19 protein-coding genes are annotated in these 16,323 nt (G+C 61.5%); 9 read left to right on the forward strand and 10 right to left on the reverse strand.

Features of this window, described 5'->3' with window-relative positions; genetic code table 11:
- Positions 1-3: 3 nt before the first annotated feature.
- Positions 4-939, forward strand: coding sequence for a methionyl-tRNA formyltransferase (gene fmt / locus ACSQ26_RS20230; protein WP_436012015.1), 936 nt, complete (start codon positions 4-6; stop codon positions 937-939).
- A complete protein-coding gene (gene truA / locus ACSQ26_RS20235) occupies positions 939-1,733 on the forward strand; it encodes a tRNA pseudouridine(38-40) synthase TruA (RefSeq protein WP_436012017.1) in 795 nt (264 codons plus the stop codon). The genes fmt and truA overlap by 1 nt, the downstream gene beginning before the upstream one ends.
- On the opposite strand, the gene ACSQ26_RS20240 is transcribed toward truA, so the two are convergent.
- The 4 genes from ACSQ26_RS20240 to dapD are packed head-to-tail and all read right to left on the reverse strand — an operon-like array spanning position 1,728 to position 4,818.
- The gene (locus ACSQ26_RS20240; protein ID WP_436012019.1) at positions 1,728-2,327 is read right to left on the reverse strand and encodes a hypothetical protein; all 600 of its coding nucleotides are present in this window, start codon (positions 2,325-2,327) and stop codon (positions 1,728-1,730) included. The genes truA and ACSQ26_RS20240 overlap by 6 nt on opposite strands.
- Entirely contained in the window at positions 2,314-3,507 is a 1,194-nt protein-coding gene (gene dapE, locus ACSQ26_RS20245) for a succinyl-diaminopimelate desuccinylase (RefSeq protein ID WP_436015376.1), read from the reverse strand. Before dapE ends, ACSQ26_RS20240 begins: the two co-directional genes overlap by 14 nt.
- Positions 3,508-3,558: 51 nt before the next feature.
- Positions 3,559-3,942, reverse strand: coding sequence for a DUF805 domain-containing protein (locus ACSQ26_RS20250; RefSeq protein WP_436012021.1), 384 nt, complete (start codon positions 3,940-3,942; stop codon positions 3,559-3,561).
- An 18-nt stretch (positions 3,943-3,960) separates the two neighbouring features.
- The gene (gene dapD, locus ACSQ26_RS20255) at positions 3,961-4,818 is read right to left on the reverse strand and encodes a 2,3,4,5-tetrahydropyridine-2,6-dicarboxylate N-succinyltransferase (RefSeq protein WP_436012023.1); all 858 of its coding nucleotides are present in this window, start codon (positions 4,816-4,818) and stop codon (positions 3,961-3,963) included.
- Positions 4,819-4,900: 82 nt separating this feature from the next.
- Between dapD and ACSQ26_RS20260 the strand changes: the two genes are divergently transcribed.
- Positions 4,901-5,770, forward strand: a complete 870-nt coding sequence (locus ACSQ26_RS20260; protein ID WP_436012025.1) for an LOG family protein — start codon at positions 4,901-4,903, stop codon at positions 5,768-5,770.
- A gap of 51 nt (positions 5,771-5,821) precedes the next feature.
- Here ACSQ26_RS20260 and ACSQ26_RS20265 read toward each other — a convergent pair whose 3' ends face one another.
- The 5 genes from ACSQ26_RS20265 to ACSQ26_RS20285 all read right to left on the reverse strand — a co-directional run bounded on the left by ACSQ26_RS20265 (position 5,822) and on the right by ACSQ26_RS20285 (position 8,769).
- Complete coding sequence (locus ACSQ26_RS20265) at positions 5,822-6,298, reverse strand: EF-hand domain-containing protein (protein ID WP_436012027.1); 477 nt, start codon at positions 6,296-6,298, stop codon at positions 5,822-5,824.
- Positions 6,299-6,485: 187 nt separating this feature from the next.
- Positions 6,486-6,791 carry a DUF6958 family protein gene (locus ACSQ26_RS20270; RefSeq protein ID WP_436012029.1) on the reverse strand — a complete coding sequence of 102 codons (306 nt, stop codon included), beginning with the start codon at positions 6,789-6,791 and terminating at the stop codon, positions 6,486-6,488.
- Positions 6,784-7,323, reverse strand: coding sequence for a GFA family protein (locus tag ACSQ26_RS20275; RefSeq protein ID WP_436012031.1), 540 nt, complete (start codon positions 7,321-7,323; stop codon positions 6,784-6,786). Before ACSQ26_RS20275 ends, ACSQ26_RS20270 begins: the two co-directional genes overlap by 8 nt.
- The gene (locus tag ACSQ26_RS20280; RefSeq protein ID WP_436012033.1) at positions 7,320-7,961 is read right to left on the reverse strand and encodes a TetR/AcrR family transcriptional regulator; all 642 of its coding nucleotides are present in this window, start codon (positions 7,959-7,961) and stop codon (positions 7,320-7,322) included. The genes ACSQ26_RS20275 and ACSQ26_RS20280 overlap by 4 nt, the downstream gene beginning before the upstream one ends.
- 106 nt (positions 7,962-8,067) lie before the next feature.
- The gene (locus ACSQ26_RS20285; protein WP_436012035.1) at positions 8,068-8,769 is read right to left on the reverse strand and encodes a pyrimidine 5'-nucleotidase; all 702 of its coding nucleotides are present in this window, start codon (positions 8,767-8,769) and stop codon (positions 8,068-8,070) included.
- Between the two features lie 149 nt (positions 8,770-8,918).
- Here ACSQ26_RS20285 and bchE point away from each other — a divergent pair, with 149 nt between their 5' ends.
- From bchE to ACSQ26_RS20305, 4 genes are all read left to right on the forward strand, one after another.
- Positions 8,919-10,460, forward strand: coding sequence for a magnesium-protoporphyrin IX monomethyl ester anaerobic oxidative cyclase (gene bchE, locus ACSQ26_RS20290; protein WP_436012037.1), 1,542 nt, complete (start codon positions 8,919-8,921; stop codon positions 10,458-10,460).
- Between the two features lie 152 nt (positions 10,461-10,612).
- The gene (locus ACSQ26_RS20295; protein WP_436012039.1) at positions 10,613-11,695 is read left to right on the forward strand and encodes a YjgN family protein; all 1,083 of its coding nucleotides are present in this window, start codon (positions 10,613-10,615) and stop codon (positions 11,693-11,695) included.
- Positions 11,685-12,743: a M48 family metallopeptidase gene (locus ACSQ26_RS20300; protein WP_436012041.1), complete on the forward strand. Its 1,059-nt coding sequence runs from the start codon at positions 11,685-11,687 to the stop codon at positions 12,741-12,743. The genes ACSQ26_RS20295 and ACSQ26_RS20300 overlap by 11 nt, the downstream gene beginning before the upstream one ends.
- 94 nt (positions 12,744-12,837) lie before the next feature.
- Complete coding sequence (locus ACSQ26_RS20305) at positions 12,838-13,536, forward strand: calcium-binding protein (protein WP_436012043.1); 699 nt, start codon at positions 12,838-12,840, stop codon at positions 13,534-13,536.
- A 94-nt stretch (positions 13,537-13,630) separates the two neighbouring features.
- Here ACSQ26_RS20305 and ACSQ26_RS20310 read toward each other — a convergent pair whose 3' ends face one another.
- Entirely contained in the window at positions 13,631-14,668 is a 1,038-nt protein-coding gene (locus ACSQ26_RS20310) for a Fe(3+) ABC transporter substrate-binding protein (RefSeq protein ID WP_436012045.1), read from the reverse strand.
- Positions 14,669-14,847: 179 nt separating this feature from the next.
- On the opposite strand from ACSQ26_RS20310, the gene rirA reads away from it, so the two are divergent.
- Together rirA and ACSQ26_RS20320 are read left to right on the forward strand one after the other, a co-directional pair.
- Positions 14,848-15,303 carry an iron-responsive transcriptional regulator RirA gene (rirA, locus tag ACSQ26_RS20315; RefSeq protein WP_436012047.1) on the forward strand — a complete coding sequence of 152 codons (456 nt, stop codon included), beginning with the start codon at positions 14,848-14,850 and terminating at the stop codon, positions 15,301-15,303.
- Positions 15,304-15,388: 85 nt separating this feature from the next.
- Positions 15,389-16,315, forward strand: coding sequence for a carbohydrate kinase family protein (locus ACSQ26_RS20320; protein WP_436012049.1), 927 nt, complete (start codon positions 15,389-15,391; stop codon positions 16,313-16,315).
- Positions 16,316-16,323 lie beyond the last annotated feature (8 nt).

Below are 16,323 nucleotides of genomic sequence, written 5' to 3' on the forward strand. Positions count from 1 at the left end.
CCGATGAGCTTACGCATCATTTTCATGGGAACGCCGGATTTTTCGGTGGCCGTGCTCAAGGCGCTGCATGAGGCGGGCCATGAGATTGTGGCGGTCTATTCGCAGCCGCCGCGTCCCGCCGGCCGGCGCGGGCTGGAGCTTACCCCCTCCCCGGTTCATCGCGCGACCGAGGCGCTCGGCATTCCGGTGCTGACACCGCTGAATTTCAGGCAGGTTGAGGATGTCCAGCGGTTCAGGGCGTTCGGTGCCGACGCCGCGGTGGTCGTGGCTTACGGCCTGCTGCTGCCGGAATCGATCCTGACCGGCACGCGGCTCGGCTGCTATAACGGCCACGCTTCGCTGCTGCCGCGCTGGCGCGGTGCGGCGCCGATCCAGCGGGCGATCATGTCCGGCGACGCGGAGACCGGCATGATGGTGATGAAAATGGACAAGGGGCTGGATACCGGCCCTGTAGCGATGACGGCCCGGGTGGCGATCGGCGAGAACATGACCGCTGGCGAATTGCATGATGTTCTGTCGGAAGTGGGCGCCCGGTTGATGGTCGAGGCCATGGCAAAGCTTGAACGCGAGGATCTGCCGCTGACGCCGCAATCGGATGACGGCGTGCTTTATGCCGCCAAGATCGGCAAGGACGAAACCCGCATCGACTTCTCCAAAGCCGCCGAAGACGTGCACAATCACATGCGCGGACTCGCGCCCTTTCCGGGTGCATGGTTCGAGGCGGAGATTGGCGGCAAGGTCGAGCGCATCAAGGTGCTGCATTCGGAGCTCGCGAGTGGATCGGCGGTTGCGGGCACGGTGATCAACGACAGGCTTACGATCGCCTGTGGCTCCGGGGCCGTGCGCCTGACCCGACTGCAGAAGGCCGGCGGCAAACCACTCGATGCAGAGGAATTCCTGCGCGGCACTCCACTCATCCCTGGCATGAAAGTCGGCTGATGCCTCGTTTCCGCATGCTGGTCGAATATGACGGGACGCCCTATGTCGGCTGGCAGCGGCAGGACAATGGCCATTCCGCGCAGGGCGCGATCGAGAAAGCAATCCATTCGATGACCGGTGAATGGGTATCGCTGCGCGCCGCCGGCCGCACCGATGCCGGGGTGCATGCCTACGGTCAGGTCTGCCACGTCGATCTCGGCCGCCAATGGAAGGCGCAGACGCTTGCCAACGCCGTCAACGCCTACCTCGCGATGGCGAACGAGAAGGTCGCGATCATAGAAGCCGAGGAAGTGCCCGAGACCTTCGATGCACGCTTTTCCGCCACCAAGCGGCATTATCTGTACCGCATCATTTCGCGGCCCGCGCCGATCGCGATCGAGGCGATGCGCGCCTGGCACATCAAAAAGCCGCTCGATCATGCGGCGATGCATGCGGCGGCGCAGATGCTGGTTGGCTATCATGATTTCACCACCTTCCGCTCGGCCCGCTGCCAGGCGCGGAATCCCGCCCGCACCATGGATCGGATCGATGTGAGCCGCACGAGCGAACTGATCGAAATCCGCGCCTCGGCACAAAGCTTCCTGCACAACCAGATCCGCTCCTTTGCCGGAACGCTGAAAATGGTCGGCGAAGGCAAATGGACGCCCGAGGACGTGAAGGATGCACTGGAAGCGAAGGACCGCACGCGTTGCGGGCCGGTCGCGCCGCCGCACGGGCTCTATTTCATGAAGGTCGATTACGGCGATGTATCGCAGCTTCTACGCTACGAACCGGACGACGAAGAAGACCTATAGGTCCGGCAGCAGCGCCAGGGCCTGGGCAATCTTGTACTGGCTCAATTGCGGCACGACATAGAGCGTCAACAAGGACGTGGCGGTCACCAGCGCACTGCCACCGACGATCCGGTCGATGATCCTATAAGACAGGAATGCCGTCAGCAGCAGTGACGCAAATTGCGCGGACTCGGTGAGGACCGCGCTGCCCGGGACATAGATCTGGATGAGATTCTCGAGCGAGAAGGCCCATTGCAGCGGCACGGCAAGCCAGTTGAGCGCGATGATGATGGCGGCCGCGAATTTGCCAAATCCACCAAAGCGCGCGACGACGAGGAATGTGATCGTCGTGATCACGGTGCTTCCGTAATCCACCGCCGCGAGCTTGAAGTAGAAACCGATGCCAACGGCAGCAGGATTTGGATGTAACGACAGGACGAGCGTCTTGAGCGCCAGATAGCTCAATAGCGTCGGCGGCAGGACGTAAACCAGCGACCACCATGACCGCCAGAAGCCCCGCTCGGTGAAATCGAGATAGCCGAAACCTTCGGGCCTGCCCTTGAGAATGAGCCAGAGGCCCTGAATATAATGGGCGACCTCTTCAAGCCGCGGCATCGTCGAACCAGCGCTCGATGAAGGTCTCGTAGATCTGGGTCAGCGCCTCGAGATCGGCGACGGGTACGCATTCGTCGACCATGTGCATGGTTTGGCCGACCAGGCCGAACTCGACGACCGGGCAGTAATCCTTGATGTAGCGCGCGTCCGACGTGCCGCCCGTGGTGGAAAGCTTCGGCACGCGGCCGGTGCGCGCCTCGATGGCCGCCGAAAGCGACGCGATCAGCCGGTCGTCGCGCGTGAGAAAAACCTGGCTCGGTCGCTCGGCCCAGACGATGTCGAAGCGTGCGGGCGGACGGCCGGGCCGGAGCGTGACGTTTGCCGCGCCGGCATTGAGGCGGCGGACGATCTCTTCCTGGATGGCTTCGGTCGTGCGGCTGTCATTGTGGCGGATGTTGAAAGAGAAGGTGACCCTGGCCGGGATGACATTGGTCGCCTTGTTGCCGGTGTCGATGCTGGTCACTTCCAGATTGGACGGCTGGAAATTCGCCGTGCCGGTATCGAAGGGCGGATCCATCAGGGCCGCCGTCATGGCAAGCGCGGATCGCACCGGATTGTCTGCGAGATGCGGATAGGCAACGTGCCCCTGCACACCATGCACCGTGACCGTTCCCGAGACCGAACCACGCCGGCCGTTCTTGATCATGTCGCCCAGCTGGTCCGGATTTGTCGGTTCGCCAACCAGGCAGGCATCCCAGCGTTCGCCTTTCGCATGCGCCCATTCGAGCAGCTTGATCGTTCCGTTGATCGCGGGGCCTTCCTCGTCGCCGGTGATCAGGAACGAGACCGAGCCTTTCGGCGCGCCATGTTTCCCGACATGCCGGGCGATGGCGGCCGCGAAGCAGGCGATCCCGCCCTTCATGTCGACCGCTCCGCGGCCGTACAGGATGCCGCCGTCGATCTCGGCGCCAAAGGGCGGATGCGTCCAGGACGCTTCGTCGCCGGCAGGCACGACATCTGTGTGGCCGGCGAACATCAGGTGCGGACCCGATGTGCCCAGCCGGGCATAGAGGTTCTCGATGTCAGGTGTCCCTTTCTCGGTCGCGGTCACGCGATCGACGGCAAAGCCGAGCGGCGCAAGCATCGCTTCAAGCGCGGAGAGCGCGCCGCCTTCGGCAGGCGTCACGGAGGGGCAGCGGATGAGGGTCTGGAGATTGGCAACGGGATCGGTCGTCATGATCTCTGAGCGATAACCGATCGGCCAAAAACTGTCACGGGGAAAATCGGCTGTTCATTGCGGGCGGTTGGGATAGTCGCCGAACTGGTTGGGTGGGCTGGATGGCCAGAACAAGAAACATATCAATGCGAAGAAGCTGACGACCGGTAGGAAGATCAGGAAGGCGAGCAGGCCGGGATAGCCCATGTCGTGGACGCGCTTGATGGTGAGCATGATCATCGAGACGAAGGTCAGGAGGCTGACGACGATGAGGCCGAGCGTCGCGAACGCGATCAGGGCATCGCTGTGCCGGCGGTCACCGGCGAACATCTGCGACACGGCGATCATCTGCAGCACCATCCAGAACAGCAGCGTCATGACGTAGGGCTGCCGGGAGATCCTGCCCGACGGGCTGAAGAAGAGCCAGAACATGTCCGATTTGGGCGTTGCGATCCGCATCCCAACGCCCTCCGGATCTCAGTCGCGCAGCAACTCGTTGATACCTGTCTTCGAGCGGGTCTGCTCGTCGACGCGCTTGACGATGACGGCGCAATAGAGGTTCGGCGCGGCCTGGCCGTTGGGCATTTCCTTGCCCGATGCCATGGAGCCGGCGACGACGACCGAATAGGGCGGCACTTCGCCATATGTGACTTCGCCGGTGGCGCGGTCGACGATCTTGGTCGACTTGCCGATGAAAACGCCCATGCCAAGGACGGAGCCTTCACGCACGATGCAGCCCTCGACGACTTCCGAGCGGGCGCCGATGAAGCAATTGTCCTCGATGATGGTCGGACCGGCCTGCAGCGGCTCCAGCACGCCGCCGATGCCGACGCCGCCCGAAAGGTGTACATTGGCGCCGATCTGGGCACAGGAACCGACGGTGGCCCAGGTATCGACCATGGTGTTGGCGCCGACATGGGCGCCGAGATTGACGAAGGACGGCATCAGGATCGCGCCCGGCGCGATATAGGCGGAGCGGCGCACGACAGCACTCGGCACGGCGCGGAAACCGGCCTTTTCGAACTCGTGGGCGCTCCAGCCGTCGAACTTGGAAGCGACCTTGTCCCACCAGACCGCATCGCCCGGGCCGCCCTTGATGATCTGCATCGGGCTCAGCCGGAAGGACAGCAGCACCGCTTTCTTAAGCCACTGATGAACGGTCCAGGTGCCGTCCTCGCCGCGCGAGGCAGCGCGTGCCTTGCCGCTGTCGAGAAGATTGAGCGCGTGCTCGACGGCATCGCGGACTTCGCCGCGGGTCGAGACATTGACATTCTCACGGTCGTCGAAGGCAGCGTCGATTGTGCGTTCGAGCGAGGCAAGATCGGTGGCGGTCATGTCAATTCCTTAAACTTTGAAGGATTATTCTGGTCGAAAGAATGCGGCCTGTCGGCCGGGTCTATAGCGGATGGAAATGGCGATGGCAAAGGGGAAAACCGACAGTTTAAGACGCAAGGACGGCGCCTGGGCGCCTCTGGAAAGCAACCGCGCGGACAAGAAGCGTGCCGCCCGTGTGCCGAGTACGCCGCAGACCCGATCGTCGTCGTACAAGCTGGCTTTCGCCGACTTGGATTTCCTCTCCAGCGAGGAACTCCGGCCGCTGAGATTGCAGCTCGAACTGATGAAGGTGGAGATGGCGCTGTCGGATCGCGACATCCGCTCGACCGTGGTTCTGTTCGGCGGCGCACGCATCCCGGCGCCCGGCCAGGAAGCTTGGGCGGCGCGCAACGAAGTGCAGAAACGCAATCTGGAAGCCGCATCCATCTATTACGACGAGGCGCGCCAGTTCGCCCGGCTCTGTGCGCAATGGTCGGCCGAATTTGACCATCGCGAATATGTCGTGGTCACCGGCGGCGGGCCGGGCGTGATGGAAGCGGGAAACCGCGGCGCGGACGACGAGGGCGCGCCGAGCATCGGGTTCAATATCGTGCTTCCGCACGAACAGGCGCCGAATGCCTATGTGACGCCCGATCTGGCGTTCAATTTCCATTATTTCGCGATCCGCAAGATGCATTTCATGATGCGCGCGAAGGCGGTGGCGGTCTTCCCCGGCGGCTTCGGCACGCTCGACGAGTTCTTCGAAGCGGTCACGCTGATCCAGACCGGCCGCATGGCGCGCATCCCGGTCCTGATGTTCGGCGCGGAATTCTGGCGGAAGGTGATCAATTTCGAGGCTTTGGCCGAGTTCGGCACGATCGCGCCGGAGGACGTGGAACTGATCCGGTTCGTCGACACGGCCGAGGAAGCCTTCGACATCGTGAAGGCCTATTACGCCGAAGAGGAGGCATGAAAAAGCCGCCCGTCAGAGGCGGGCGGCCCGGATGTCAGCTTGGCTGTTCGATCAGCGCTTGAAGTCGGCGGTGGTGATGTAGCCGTCGCCATCCTTGTCGCGCTTCTTGAACATGCGCTCGGAAACGCGCGTCAGTTCGCTCTCGGAAAGCTTGCCGTCGCCATTGGCATCGATCTTGTCGAAGCGCTTGGTGATCTTCTTGGCCGGGAACTTCACGAAGTGAAGGCGGCCTTCGCCGGCCGCGCGGGCCTGCTTGCGGTGGGCCTTCATCGTCGCCTTGGCATTGGAGATCTCGTCTGCACTCAGCGCGCCATCCTTGTTGATGTCGAGCGCAGCGAAGGTCACGGCGATGCCGCGGGCCAGTTCGCTCTCGGAGATCTTGCCGTCGCCATTGAGGTCGGCGCGCTTGATCATCCGATTGATGCGCTTTTCCTTCTTCGCCGGATCCTTGGCGGCGAAAGCGGGCACGGTTGCGGTGACGGCAAAGACGCCGGCAATAGCGGCAATGAGTGCGGTCTTGATTTTCATGTCTGGGCCTTTCAGTCGATAGAGCAAGTCTATCCATAAACGCAGCAGTTGCTGCATGGTTGCTTCCTCTGGGGCGGCACTACGGGAACGAGAAACGATCGACCGCTCTGCCTGCCAAAGTTGACCCTGATATAGGAAGTGCCGGCTGAACGCGGGCTGAACACCGGGTTCATCTGGCGTTCTTCGATTATTTGGAGGTTTTGAACAGCCGCACGGGACTGCTCGGCCCGCGCTTTATGATACTCTTGGCTTCGAGATCGAGCTGAACGGCCTTGAGCCACCATCCGGCCTTGTCGCCGCCGGGGAAATATTCCTCGGACAGATGCCGCAGCAGCGCGTCCTTGGCTTCGGCCACGGTCAGGCCGGGTGGATCGCCGGGAAGAATGGCCATCAGCGCCTCGCGCATCGCCATGTACTTGGCGCGGTTGACGCGTTCGGTGTGGTGCGGCGAGGTGATGCTTTCGATCGTGATCTTGTCATCGGTATCAGGCATTGATCTCTCCATTGACTGATATCTTCGGGCTCTTGAATCCCATCGCAATCCAGGCGCCGAGGAGCTTGGCGTAGAATTTCGCCGTTTGCAGCGCCCCGCTCGGCACGTCGCCTGCAAGGGCCGCTCCTTCCGGCGGCCGGTCACCGGTCATCGTGCGCAGATCAAGCGGCGGCAAAGTGCCCTCTGGCCATAGGCCGGCATAAAGGCTCAGCCAGTGACCCCCTTCGAATTCCAGGAAGACCGGCGTGTTGCAGCAGCCGGCGACGACGCGGCGCGTCTTGGACGTTGGTGTGAGGCGAAACTCCCGGAGCAGTTCGGCGCCTTTGACCAAGCGGATGCGATCCTTGCGGTAGAGCACGAATTGCGTGCCGCCGTTCGGCTCTAGAATCGGATGGGAAACGGGGAGCTTGTCGAGCCTGGCGCCTGCCTCGCGGCAGCTGTTGCAATGGCATTCGGTGCTGATGATCGGCGTGCGCTCCACGTCGAGATGGACCTTGCCGCAGGCGCAGGCGAGTTGGAAATTCTGTGTCATGCCAATACCTCCTCCGTATCGGGGCAGTTGAACAAAAGACGAATGTATCGACCGAGGTGATCGAGCGCTTCACGCGCCAGCTCGGCATCGTTTCCGGCCTTGGCAATCACGAATGCACCCTGAAGGACGGTCTGCGTGTGACGTGCCAGGCTTTCGGCTGTCCAATCGCCCGATATGCCGCGATCCTTCATAGCTGCGGCGATATCTCCCTCAAGGGTCCCGGCATGACCAAGCATATCGTCGCGACAGGCATCGCGAATCGCTGGCGATGTCGCGTGCATCTCCTGCACCATCGTACCGGCGAGACAACTGAACTCGGCAATATCACCTGCTATGATCGACTTGCGGAAAGCCACGTAAGCCAGAAGACGATCGAGCGGATCGTCTGGCGCATGGTACGGGGCATCGGCCAGCAGACCATCCGACGTCGCCTGCCAATGCCGCACGGCTGCTACGCCGAGGGCTTCCTTGGTCTTGAAATGGTGAAAATACGATCCCTTCGTCACCGCGGCCACCTCGCAAAGGTCCTCCACAGATGTTGCGGCAAAACCCTTGGCGCGGATGACGTCGACAGCCGCATCCAGAAGCCTTGTTCTCGCATCGCCACGTTCAGGATGGTGTTTGGTCTGTCTTGGCATACACGAAACATACCGTACGTACGGTATGTTTGCAAGTAGATGGATTTCGATGCACCGCGCACCCGCTGAAAATCAGGTGCCGTCAAAAGGGTAGAAGCTTTAAAACCTAGAGAATTGCCTTCAGAAATTCCGAGAGCTTGTTGGTGACGAAATCGATGTTGCCGTCATCCTCGTTGTGCTCTTCCCAGCGCTCCAAGCCCTTGTAACCGGGCTCCGGCAGAATCAGCACCGTCTTCATGCCGAGCAGCCTGGGCACGACGAGATTGCGCGGCAGGTCCTCGAACATCGCCGCATGCTTCGTATCGACACGATGCAGGCTGGCGAATTTGTCATAAGTGGCATTGGCAGGCTTGGGTACGAAATCGGCCGCGACGATATCGAAAATGTCCTCGAAATGATCGAGCACGCCAAGCGCCCGGGCTGCGGCTTGCGCATGTTTCACCGTGCCGTTGGTGAAGATGAACTTGCGGCCCGGCAGCGCCTTGATCGCATCGGCGAGATCGGCATCCGCCAGCACCGGCGAATAATCGATCTTGTGTGCGGCATCGAGGAAGTGGTGCGGATCGACACCGTGATGGTGCATCAGCCCGGCCAGCGTCGTGCCGTGCTCGTGATAGTACTTCTTCTGCAGCGCGCGGGCCTCGTCGTAATCGAGGCCGAGGTAATCGGCGACATAGGACGTCATGTTCCGATCGATCTGCGCGAAGAGATCGACATGGTGCGGATAGAGCGTGTTGTCGAGATCGAACACCCAGTCGGTCACATGGGCGAAATCGGCCTTCGATGGAAGCGAGGTCTCTGCGGTCATGGCGTGGGGTTATGACAGGGTGACCTGTTTGGCAAGGGGCGATTGCCATCAACACTCCGCGAATCTCCCGCAATCCCGCCCGGATCGAGCCGCAATTCCGCTCCCTTCGGTTCGCTCTATGAGGGCAACGAAAACGGGGGACACTTCACATGCGCATCGTTCTGATCAATCCGCCACACACATCGATCGGCAGCCGCATTCCGGACGACCATCTGCCGCCGCTCGGATTGCTTTCGATCGGCGGTCCGCTGGCCGATGCCGGCCACACGGTGCGACTGGTCGATGCCGACCGGACCAACATGCCGCTGGTGCAGATCGTCAGCGAGGCCCTGGGTGATGCGCCCGACGCGATCCTGATCGGGCATTCCGGCTCGACGAGCGTGCATCCGACAGCCGCGCAGCTCTTTCGGATGCTGAAGGCGGTGCGGCCCGAGATTCTCACCGTCTATGGCGGCGTCTTTCCGACCTATCACTGGCGCGAGATTCTCGCTGAATGTACTGAGGTCGATCTCATCGTGCGTGGCGAGGGAGAAGAAACGGCGGTCGAACTGATCAACGCCGTCGAGGCCGGACTGCCGCTGGCCCGGATTGCCGGCATCGCCTTCCGCGATGCATCCGGCAAAATAACCGCCACCCAGCCGCGACAGGCCGCCAACGACCTCGACCGGTACCGCATCGGCTGGGAGCTGATCGATCACAGGCTCTACAGTTATTGGGGCGGCAAGCGCGCCGTCATCATGCAGTTCTCGCGCGGCTGCCCGCATCTCTGCAATTACTGCGGCCAGCGCGGCTTCTGGACCCGCTGGCGCCATCGCGACCCGAAGGCATTCGCCGCCCAAATCGCCCGGCTTTATCGCGAGGAAGGCGTCGTCTTCATCAATCTCGCCGACGAAAACCCGACATCGTCGAAAAAGGCGTGGAAGGCCTTTCTCGAAGCGATGATCGCCGAAAACGTGCCCGTCCAGATCGCCGGCTCGACGCGCGCCGACGACATTGTCCGCGATGCCGATATCCTGCATCTCTATCGCAAGGCCGGCGTGGTGCGCTGGCTGCTTGGCATGGAAAGCACCGACGAGGCGACGCTGACGATGATCCGCAAGGGTGGCGGCACGTCGAAGGACCGCGAGGCGATCCGCCTGTTGCGCGAGCACGATATCATCTCGATGGGCACCTGGGTCGTCGGCTTCGAGGACGACCGCTGGTCCGATCTCTGGCGCGGCTTCCGCCACCTGCTCGCCTACGATCCAGACCAGATCCAGATGCTGTATGTTACGCCACATCGCTGGACGCCCTATTTCCGCATTGCCCGGGACCGGCAGGTGGTCGAACCCGATATCCGCAACTGGGACTACAAGCACCAGGTGCTCAAGATGAAGCACTTTCACCCGCTGATGCTGGTGCTGGCGGTGAAGGCGATCGAGGTGATGGTCCAGGCACGGCCGAAAGCGCTCTGCCGCATCCTGTTCCATCGCGACCCCGTGCAGCGCCATTCGATGCGCTGGTACACCAGGATGGGCCGCCGCGTCTGGTTCCGCGAACTGTCCGAGGCGCTCTTCCGGCGACGTCTTCTCAAGGATGGCCCGGTGCTGCAATCCTTCTGGGGCGCGCCGCAGGATGCCGAGGAGGAATCGATGATGCCGCCTTTGCGCCGACCCAATCAGCCAGCCGGACAGAAGGATATCGCCGCCTGATCAATTCAGGCGCGAAAGACCTGTGCATCCACAGCGTGCAGGCTTGCCCGTTTGCGAACGCCGTGCTTGTTATCCCCGGGGAAGCATGACGAATAAGAAGGCATCGCTGTCCGTAGGAAATCCGACACATCCATTTCGATGAAGGGCGGCCGATGGCATTTGGAACACGGGTTGAGGGAAATCTCCGGCGCGCGGAGTTCCGCGGTAATGCCGGCGAGTATTTCGGCATCTGGATCGTCAATATCCTGCTGACGATCATCACCCTCGGCATCTACGCGGCGTGGGCCAAGGTCCGCCGGATTCGCTACTTCCGCGGCAACACCTTCCTCGATGGACATTCCTTCGACTATCATGCCACCGGGCTGCAGATATTTCTCGGCTGGTTCATCGCCTTCGTCGTGATTTCGATCATCAACGTCGTCACCAGCGTCTATCCGCTGCTTGGGCTCGTGTCGCCGATCGCCTTCATGGTGATCCTGCCGTTCTTCATCGCCCGCAGCCTTCGCTTCAACGCACGTGTATCGAGCTATCGCAACATCCGCTTCGATTTCACCGGAAAGGCTTGGGGCGCTTTCGTCTCCATCCTTCTGGGGGGTCTCGTCGCCGCGCTTTCCCTCGGCATCCTGGCACCATTCGTCAGCCGCTGGAGCTATCGCTATATCTTCAACAACCTGCGCTACGGCGACCGTGGCTTCGAGACCGACCCCCGGGTCGGCGCGATCTATCGCGGCTGGCTGCTGCCGGCGCTGATGGTGGTGATGGGCCTGCTGCTCGCCGCGGCGATCGCCTGGCTGTTTGTGGCGCCGTTCGTCATGGACGTGACCAACAACGTGGACACATACAGCGAACAGGAGCGGATCGGGCTGACGATCGCGGCCTTTTATGCCGTGATCATCCCCATTATCCTGGTTTTCGTCGTGGCCGGCATCATCTATCGCATCGTGGTGCGCAATGTCGTGATGAATTCGATGTTCTTCGACAAGGTGCATCCGCTGCATAGCGACCTCTCGCGCGGCCGTTATTTCTGGATCGTGCTCTCGAACTTCCTGGTGACCGTGTTTTCGCTCGGCCTGATGCGGCCCTGGGCGGCGGTGCGGGAAGCGCGTTATATGGCCGAGCATAGCGGGATAACCCTGAAGGGCGATGTCGGCGAGGTCATGTCCTCGATCCTCGCCTCCGGCTCCGCCTTCAGCGCCGAGTTCCTCGAGATAGAGGGTATGGACTTTGGCTTCTGACGGCGTCGAGATCGCAGGCGGCACCTGGCATCCGCCGAAATCCAACGCGGCGATCGCCGCCACGCTGCTCGCCGACGGCGCGCGGCTTTCGATCCGGCTCGATGGCGACGGTTCCATCGCCTATCGCGATGAACTCCAGTCGGTCAAGATTTCCGACAGGATCGGCAGCATCCCCCGGCGCATCATGCTGCACAACGACTCCACGTTCGAAACCCATGACAACGATGCGATCGACGGACTGCTGAAAGCGCATCGGTCCGATCGTACCGGCTGGATCTCGGAACTCGAACAGTTCCGGCCACGGCTGATCGGTTTCGTCGTGCTCGTCTTCCTGCTGGCGACGCTCATCTACCGCTACGCCCTGCCAGCGCTGGTCGAAGTTGCGGTGCTGGTGACGCCGCCGGCCGTGCCCGGCTGGCTTTCCCAAGGCACGCTGGCGTCGCTCGACCAGACCATGCTCTCGGCCAGCAAGCTGCCGCTTGCCGAACAGCAGAAAATCCGCGCCGGCTTCGACGAGATTGCCGGCTTCTCGACGCGCGGCAAGGCGGGCTACAATCTGAACTTCCGCGACGGCGGCTTCATCGGGCCGAACGCCTTTGCACTGCCCGACGGCTCGCTCGTCATCACCGACGCGCTGGTCGAGATGGCCAAGGGCGACATGGAGATGATCCTCGGCGTGCTGGCTCACGAGATCGGCCATGTCGAGAAGAACCATTCGCTCAGGCAGATGTATCGCGCTGCCGGCCTTGCCGGGTTGATCATGCTGATCGCCGGCGATGTCGGTTCCGGCGGCGAGGAGGTGCTGACGGATGGCGCCGCCCTCCTCTCGCTCTCCTATTCGCGCGGCGCCGAGAGCGAGGCCGATCGGATTTCGGTGGAATTGATGTCCAAGGCGGGCCATGACCCGGCGGCGATCGGCCGGTTCTTCAAACTGCTCGAGGAGCGGCTCGGCGACAAGGGCGGCACCAGCATGCTCTCGACCCATCCCGGCACGCCGGAACGACGCAAGCAGATCGATGAGTGGGCGAAGGAAGTTGGCGGGCAATAGCCCCGTTTCCAACCCGATATCCCGCCATCGACTTCCACCAGAGCAATCCTGGGTGTATCCTCTCGCCTCGGATCAATGGCTAGGAGGCAGAGAGATGGCGAAGGTCGACGGTCTTTTCCATGAGCAGGACCCTATTGAATTCATGATTGGGGCGGCCGGATTCTACTCAATCCAGGGCGGCCCGGGATTTCTGGAATTCTTCTTCGAGACGCAGGGCGACTTCAATCGCAGTATCCGGTTTGAAGGCACCAATCTTTCGGTCAGCAATCTTGTGTATTCCGGGACAGTCACCAAAGTGACGGTCTTCGAGGCGGAAGCCATATCACCGGACACTGCCCTGCACAGCTTTACGGGAAAATGGAAATTCGCCGATCTGGCCCTCCATAATCTTACGCGGGAAAAGATCATTGCGAATTTGCTCGCCGGTGACGACACGTTCCTCGCAACCGATAGCGACGACGATATTTTCTCGCGCGCGGGCAATGACAGGCTGCTGGGCGGGCTCGGAGAAGACTATTTCGATGGCGGCAGGGGTAACGACAAGATGACGGGGGGCGAGGACGTCGACACGTTCTTCTTCCGAAGGGGCAGCGGCAAGGACGTCATCACCGACTTCGACGCAAAAGGTGGCGAAGGCAATCAGGATTTCATCGAATTGGTGGCCGGCACCAAGTTCGATGTCGAAAGGAACGGCCGCGATACGGTGATCGATCTCGGCAGGGGCTCGACTCTTACGCTCCTTGACGTGAAGGCGTCTCAGGTCACCGAGGCGGATTTCGTGTTCGCGGTATAGGCTTCGCGTGAAGGCTCAGCCTCGTTCCGCCTCTGCTCAAGGCGGAACGATATGCCCACCATCCATGATCGATGGTAGCCGGTGCCGACCGATCTTACTCCGTCGCACCCTCGTTGAAGCCGACCTTGTCGACCAGTTCCGAAGCCTGCTTGCGGTTCTTGGCGATCTCGGTCAGCGGCAGGGTGTCGGGCTTGATGGTGCCAAAACCCTTGACGATCGCCGAGGGTTCAGCGCCCGGTAGGACCGGATATTCGAAGACCTGCTCGGCATAGATCTTCTGGGCCTCGCCTTCCGACAGGAATTGCATCAGCTTCAGCGCGTTGTCCTTGTTCGGGGCGTTCTTGGCCATGGCCATGCCGGAAATGTTGACATGCGTGCCGCGATCGGCGGTGTTGGGGAAGATCACGCGCAGTGAATTGGCCCAATCCTTCTGTTCCGGCTCCTTGTCGTTGGTCATCATGACGCCGACATAATAGGTGTTGGCGATAGCGAGATCGCATTCGCCGGCGAAGATCGCCTTGGCCTGGCTGCGGTCGGAACCATTGGGCTTGGTGACGAGATTGTTCTTGAGGCCAGTCAGCCACTTCTCGGTATAGTCGGCGCCGTGATGGGCGATCATCGAGGCGATCAGGCCGATATTGTAGGAATGCTGCCCGTCGCGCATGCAGATCTTGCCCTTCCACTTGGGGTCGGCAAGCTCCTCATAGGTGATCGCGGTTTCCTTGACGCGCTCCTTCGAAGCATAGACGACGCGGCCGCGCGTGGTCAGGCCGAACCAGTTGCCCTCGGGATCGCGGAAGTTGGCGGGAATGTCCTTGTTGATCGTCTCGTCGGATACGGCTTGCGTGACGCCGCCGTCCTTGGCCTCGGTCAGGCGGGCTATATCGACCGTGAGAATGACGTCGGCCGGCGAGTTCTCGCCTTCGGCGGTCATGCGCTCGACGAGACCCTTGTCGAGGAAGAGCACATTGGTCTTGATGCCGGTTTCCTTGGTGAAGGCATCGAGCAGCGGCTGGATCAGTTCGGGCTGGCGATAGGAATAGATATTCACTTCGCCATCGGCGAGTGCCGGAAAGGCGCCGAGAAGTGCCAGTGTTGCGGCGAGCGATGTGATGGAAGCCGTCTTGTGCATTGTGTCCTCCTGAACTTGACTTTTTGGGTTTACATTACCCCGCTCTAAACATCATCCAAGAGCCGCCCGTCAATGCCCAAAAGCAAATTCTAACATGATTGTGACTTTCAGCTTTTTGGAATTGTTCCAAACTGCGGAACGGTCTATATAGGCTGCAGCAAACCCTCGAGGAGAATGGCATGCGGCTGACGAAGCAGACGAATTACGCAGTGCGCATCATGATGTACTGCGCCGCGAATGGCGGGAAACTCAGCCGTATCCCCGAAATCGCGAGAGCTTACAACGTTTCCGAGCTCTTCCTGTTCAAGATCCTGCAGCCGCTGCACAAGGCCGGCCTGGTCGAGACGCTTCGCGGCCGCAATGGCGGCGTGCGCCTGGGCCGCGCGGCCGACAAGATCACGCTTTTCGATGTCGTCCGCGTCACCGAGGAGAATTTCTCGATGGCCGAATGCTTCGACGAAGGCGCGCAGGATTGCCCGCTGATCGACAGCTGCGGCCTGAATTCGGCTCTCCGCCGGGCACTCAACGCCTTCTTCGATGTGCTCTCTGAATACACGATCGACGACCTGGTCAAGGCGCGTCCGCAGATCCACATGCTGCTCGGCCTCGAAGTTCCCGCAACCGTCGCGGCGTAAAACATTCTCGGACGCAAATCCGCTGGCAATTTCATATCCGATGTTCTAATCGATTGAAAAAGACATCGAACGGGAGGCTCCGGATATGATCCTGTGCTGCGGGGAAGCGCTGATCGACATGCTGCCGCGTCAATCGACGCTGGGCGAAGCGGCCTATGCACCCTATGCCGGCGGGGCGATTTTCAACACGGCAATCGCGCTTGGCAGACTTGGCATCCCGACCGGCTTCTTCACCGGCCTCTCCGACGACATGCTGGGCGATGTGCTGCGCGAGACGCTTGCCGCCGCCAATGTCGATTTCAGCTTCTGTGCGATCTCGGGCCGCCCGACGACGGTGGCCTTCGTCAAGCTCATCAACGGTTCGGCCACCTACGCCTTCTACGACGAGGGCACGGCCGGCCGGATGATCACGACCGATGACCTGCCGGCGCTCGGCGACAATGTCGAGGCACTGCATTTCGGCGCGATCAGCCTGATCCCCGATCCCTGTGGCGGTACCTACGAAGCGCTGCTCGCCCGCGAGCACGAGGCCCGCGTGATCTCGCTCGATCCCAATATCCGGCCGGGCTTCATCAAGAACAAGCAATCCCATCACGACCGCATCATGCGCATGGCCGCACAGTCCGACATCATCAAATTCTCGGACGAGGATCTGGAATGGTTCGGCATGAGCGGCGACCATGATGCGCTGGCGGCGCAATGGCTGAATATCGGCCCCAAGCTGGTGGTGATCACCAAGGGCGCCGATGGCGCGGTGGGCTACACGAAAAACATGAAGGTCGACGTGCCGAGTGAACGGGTCACCGTTGTCGACACGATCGGCGCCGGCGATACGTTCGATGCCGGCGTGCTGGCGTCGCTGAAGCGCGACGGCCTGCTCACCAAGTACCAGGTTGCGAACCTTGACCAGAAGGCCGTGCGCAATGCGCTGGCAATGGCGGCGAAGGTCGCGGCGGTCACCGTCTCCCGGGCGGGCGCCAACCCGCCCTGGGCACATGAAGTGGGACTCTGAGCCCGTCG

Source organism: Rhizobium sp. LjRoot254 (assembly GCF_964254105.1).
Lineage (GTDB): Bacteria > Pseudomonadota > Alphaproteobacteria > Rhizobiales > Rhizobiaceae > Rhizobium_E.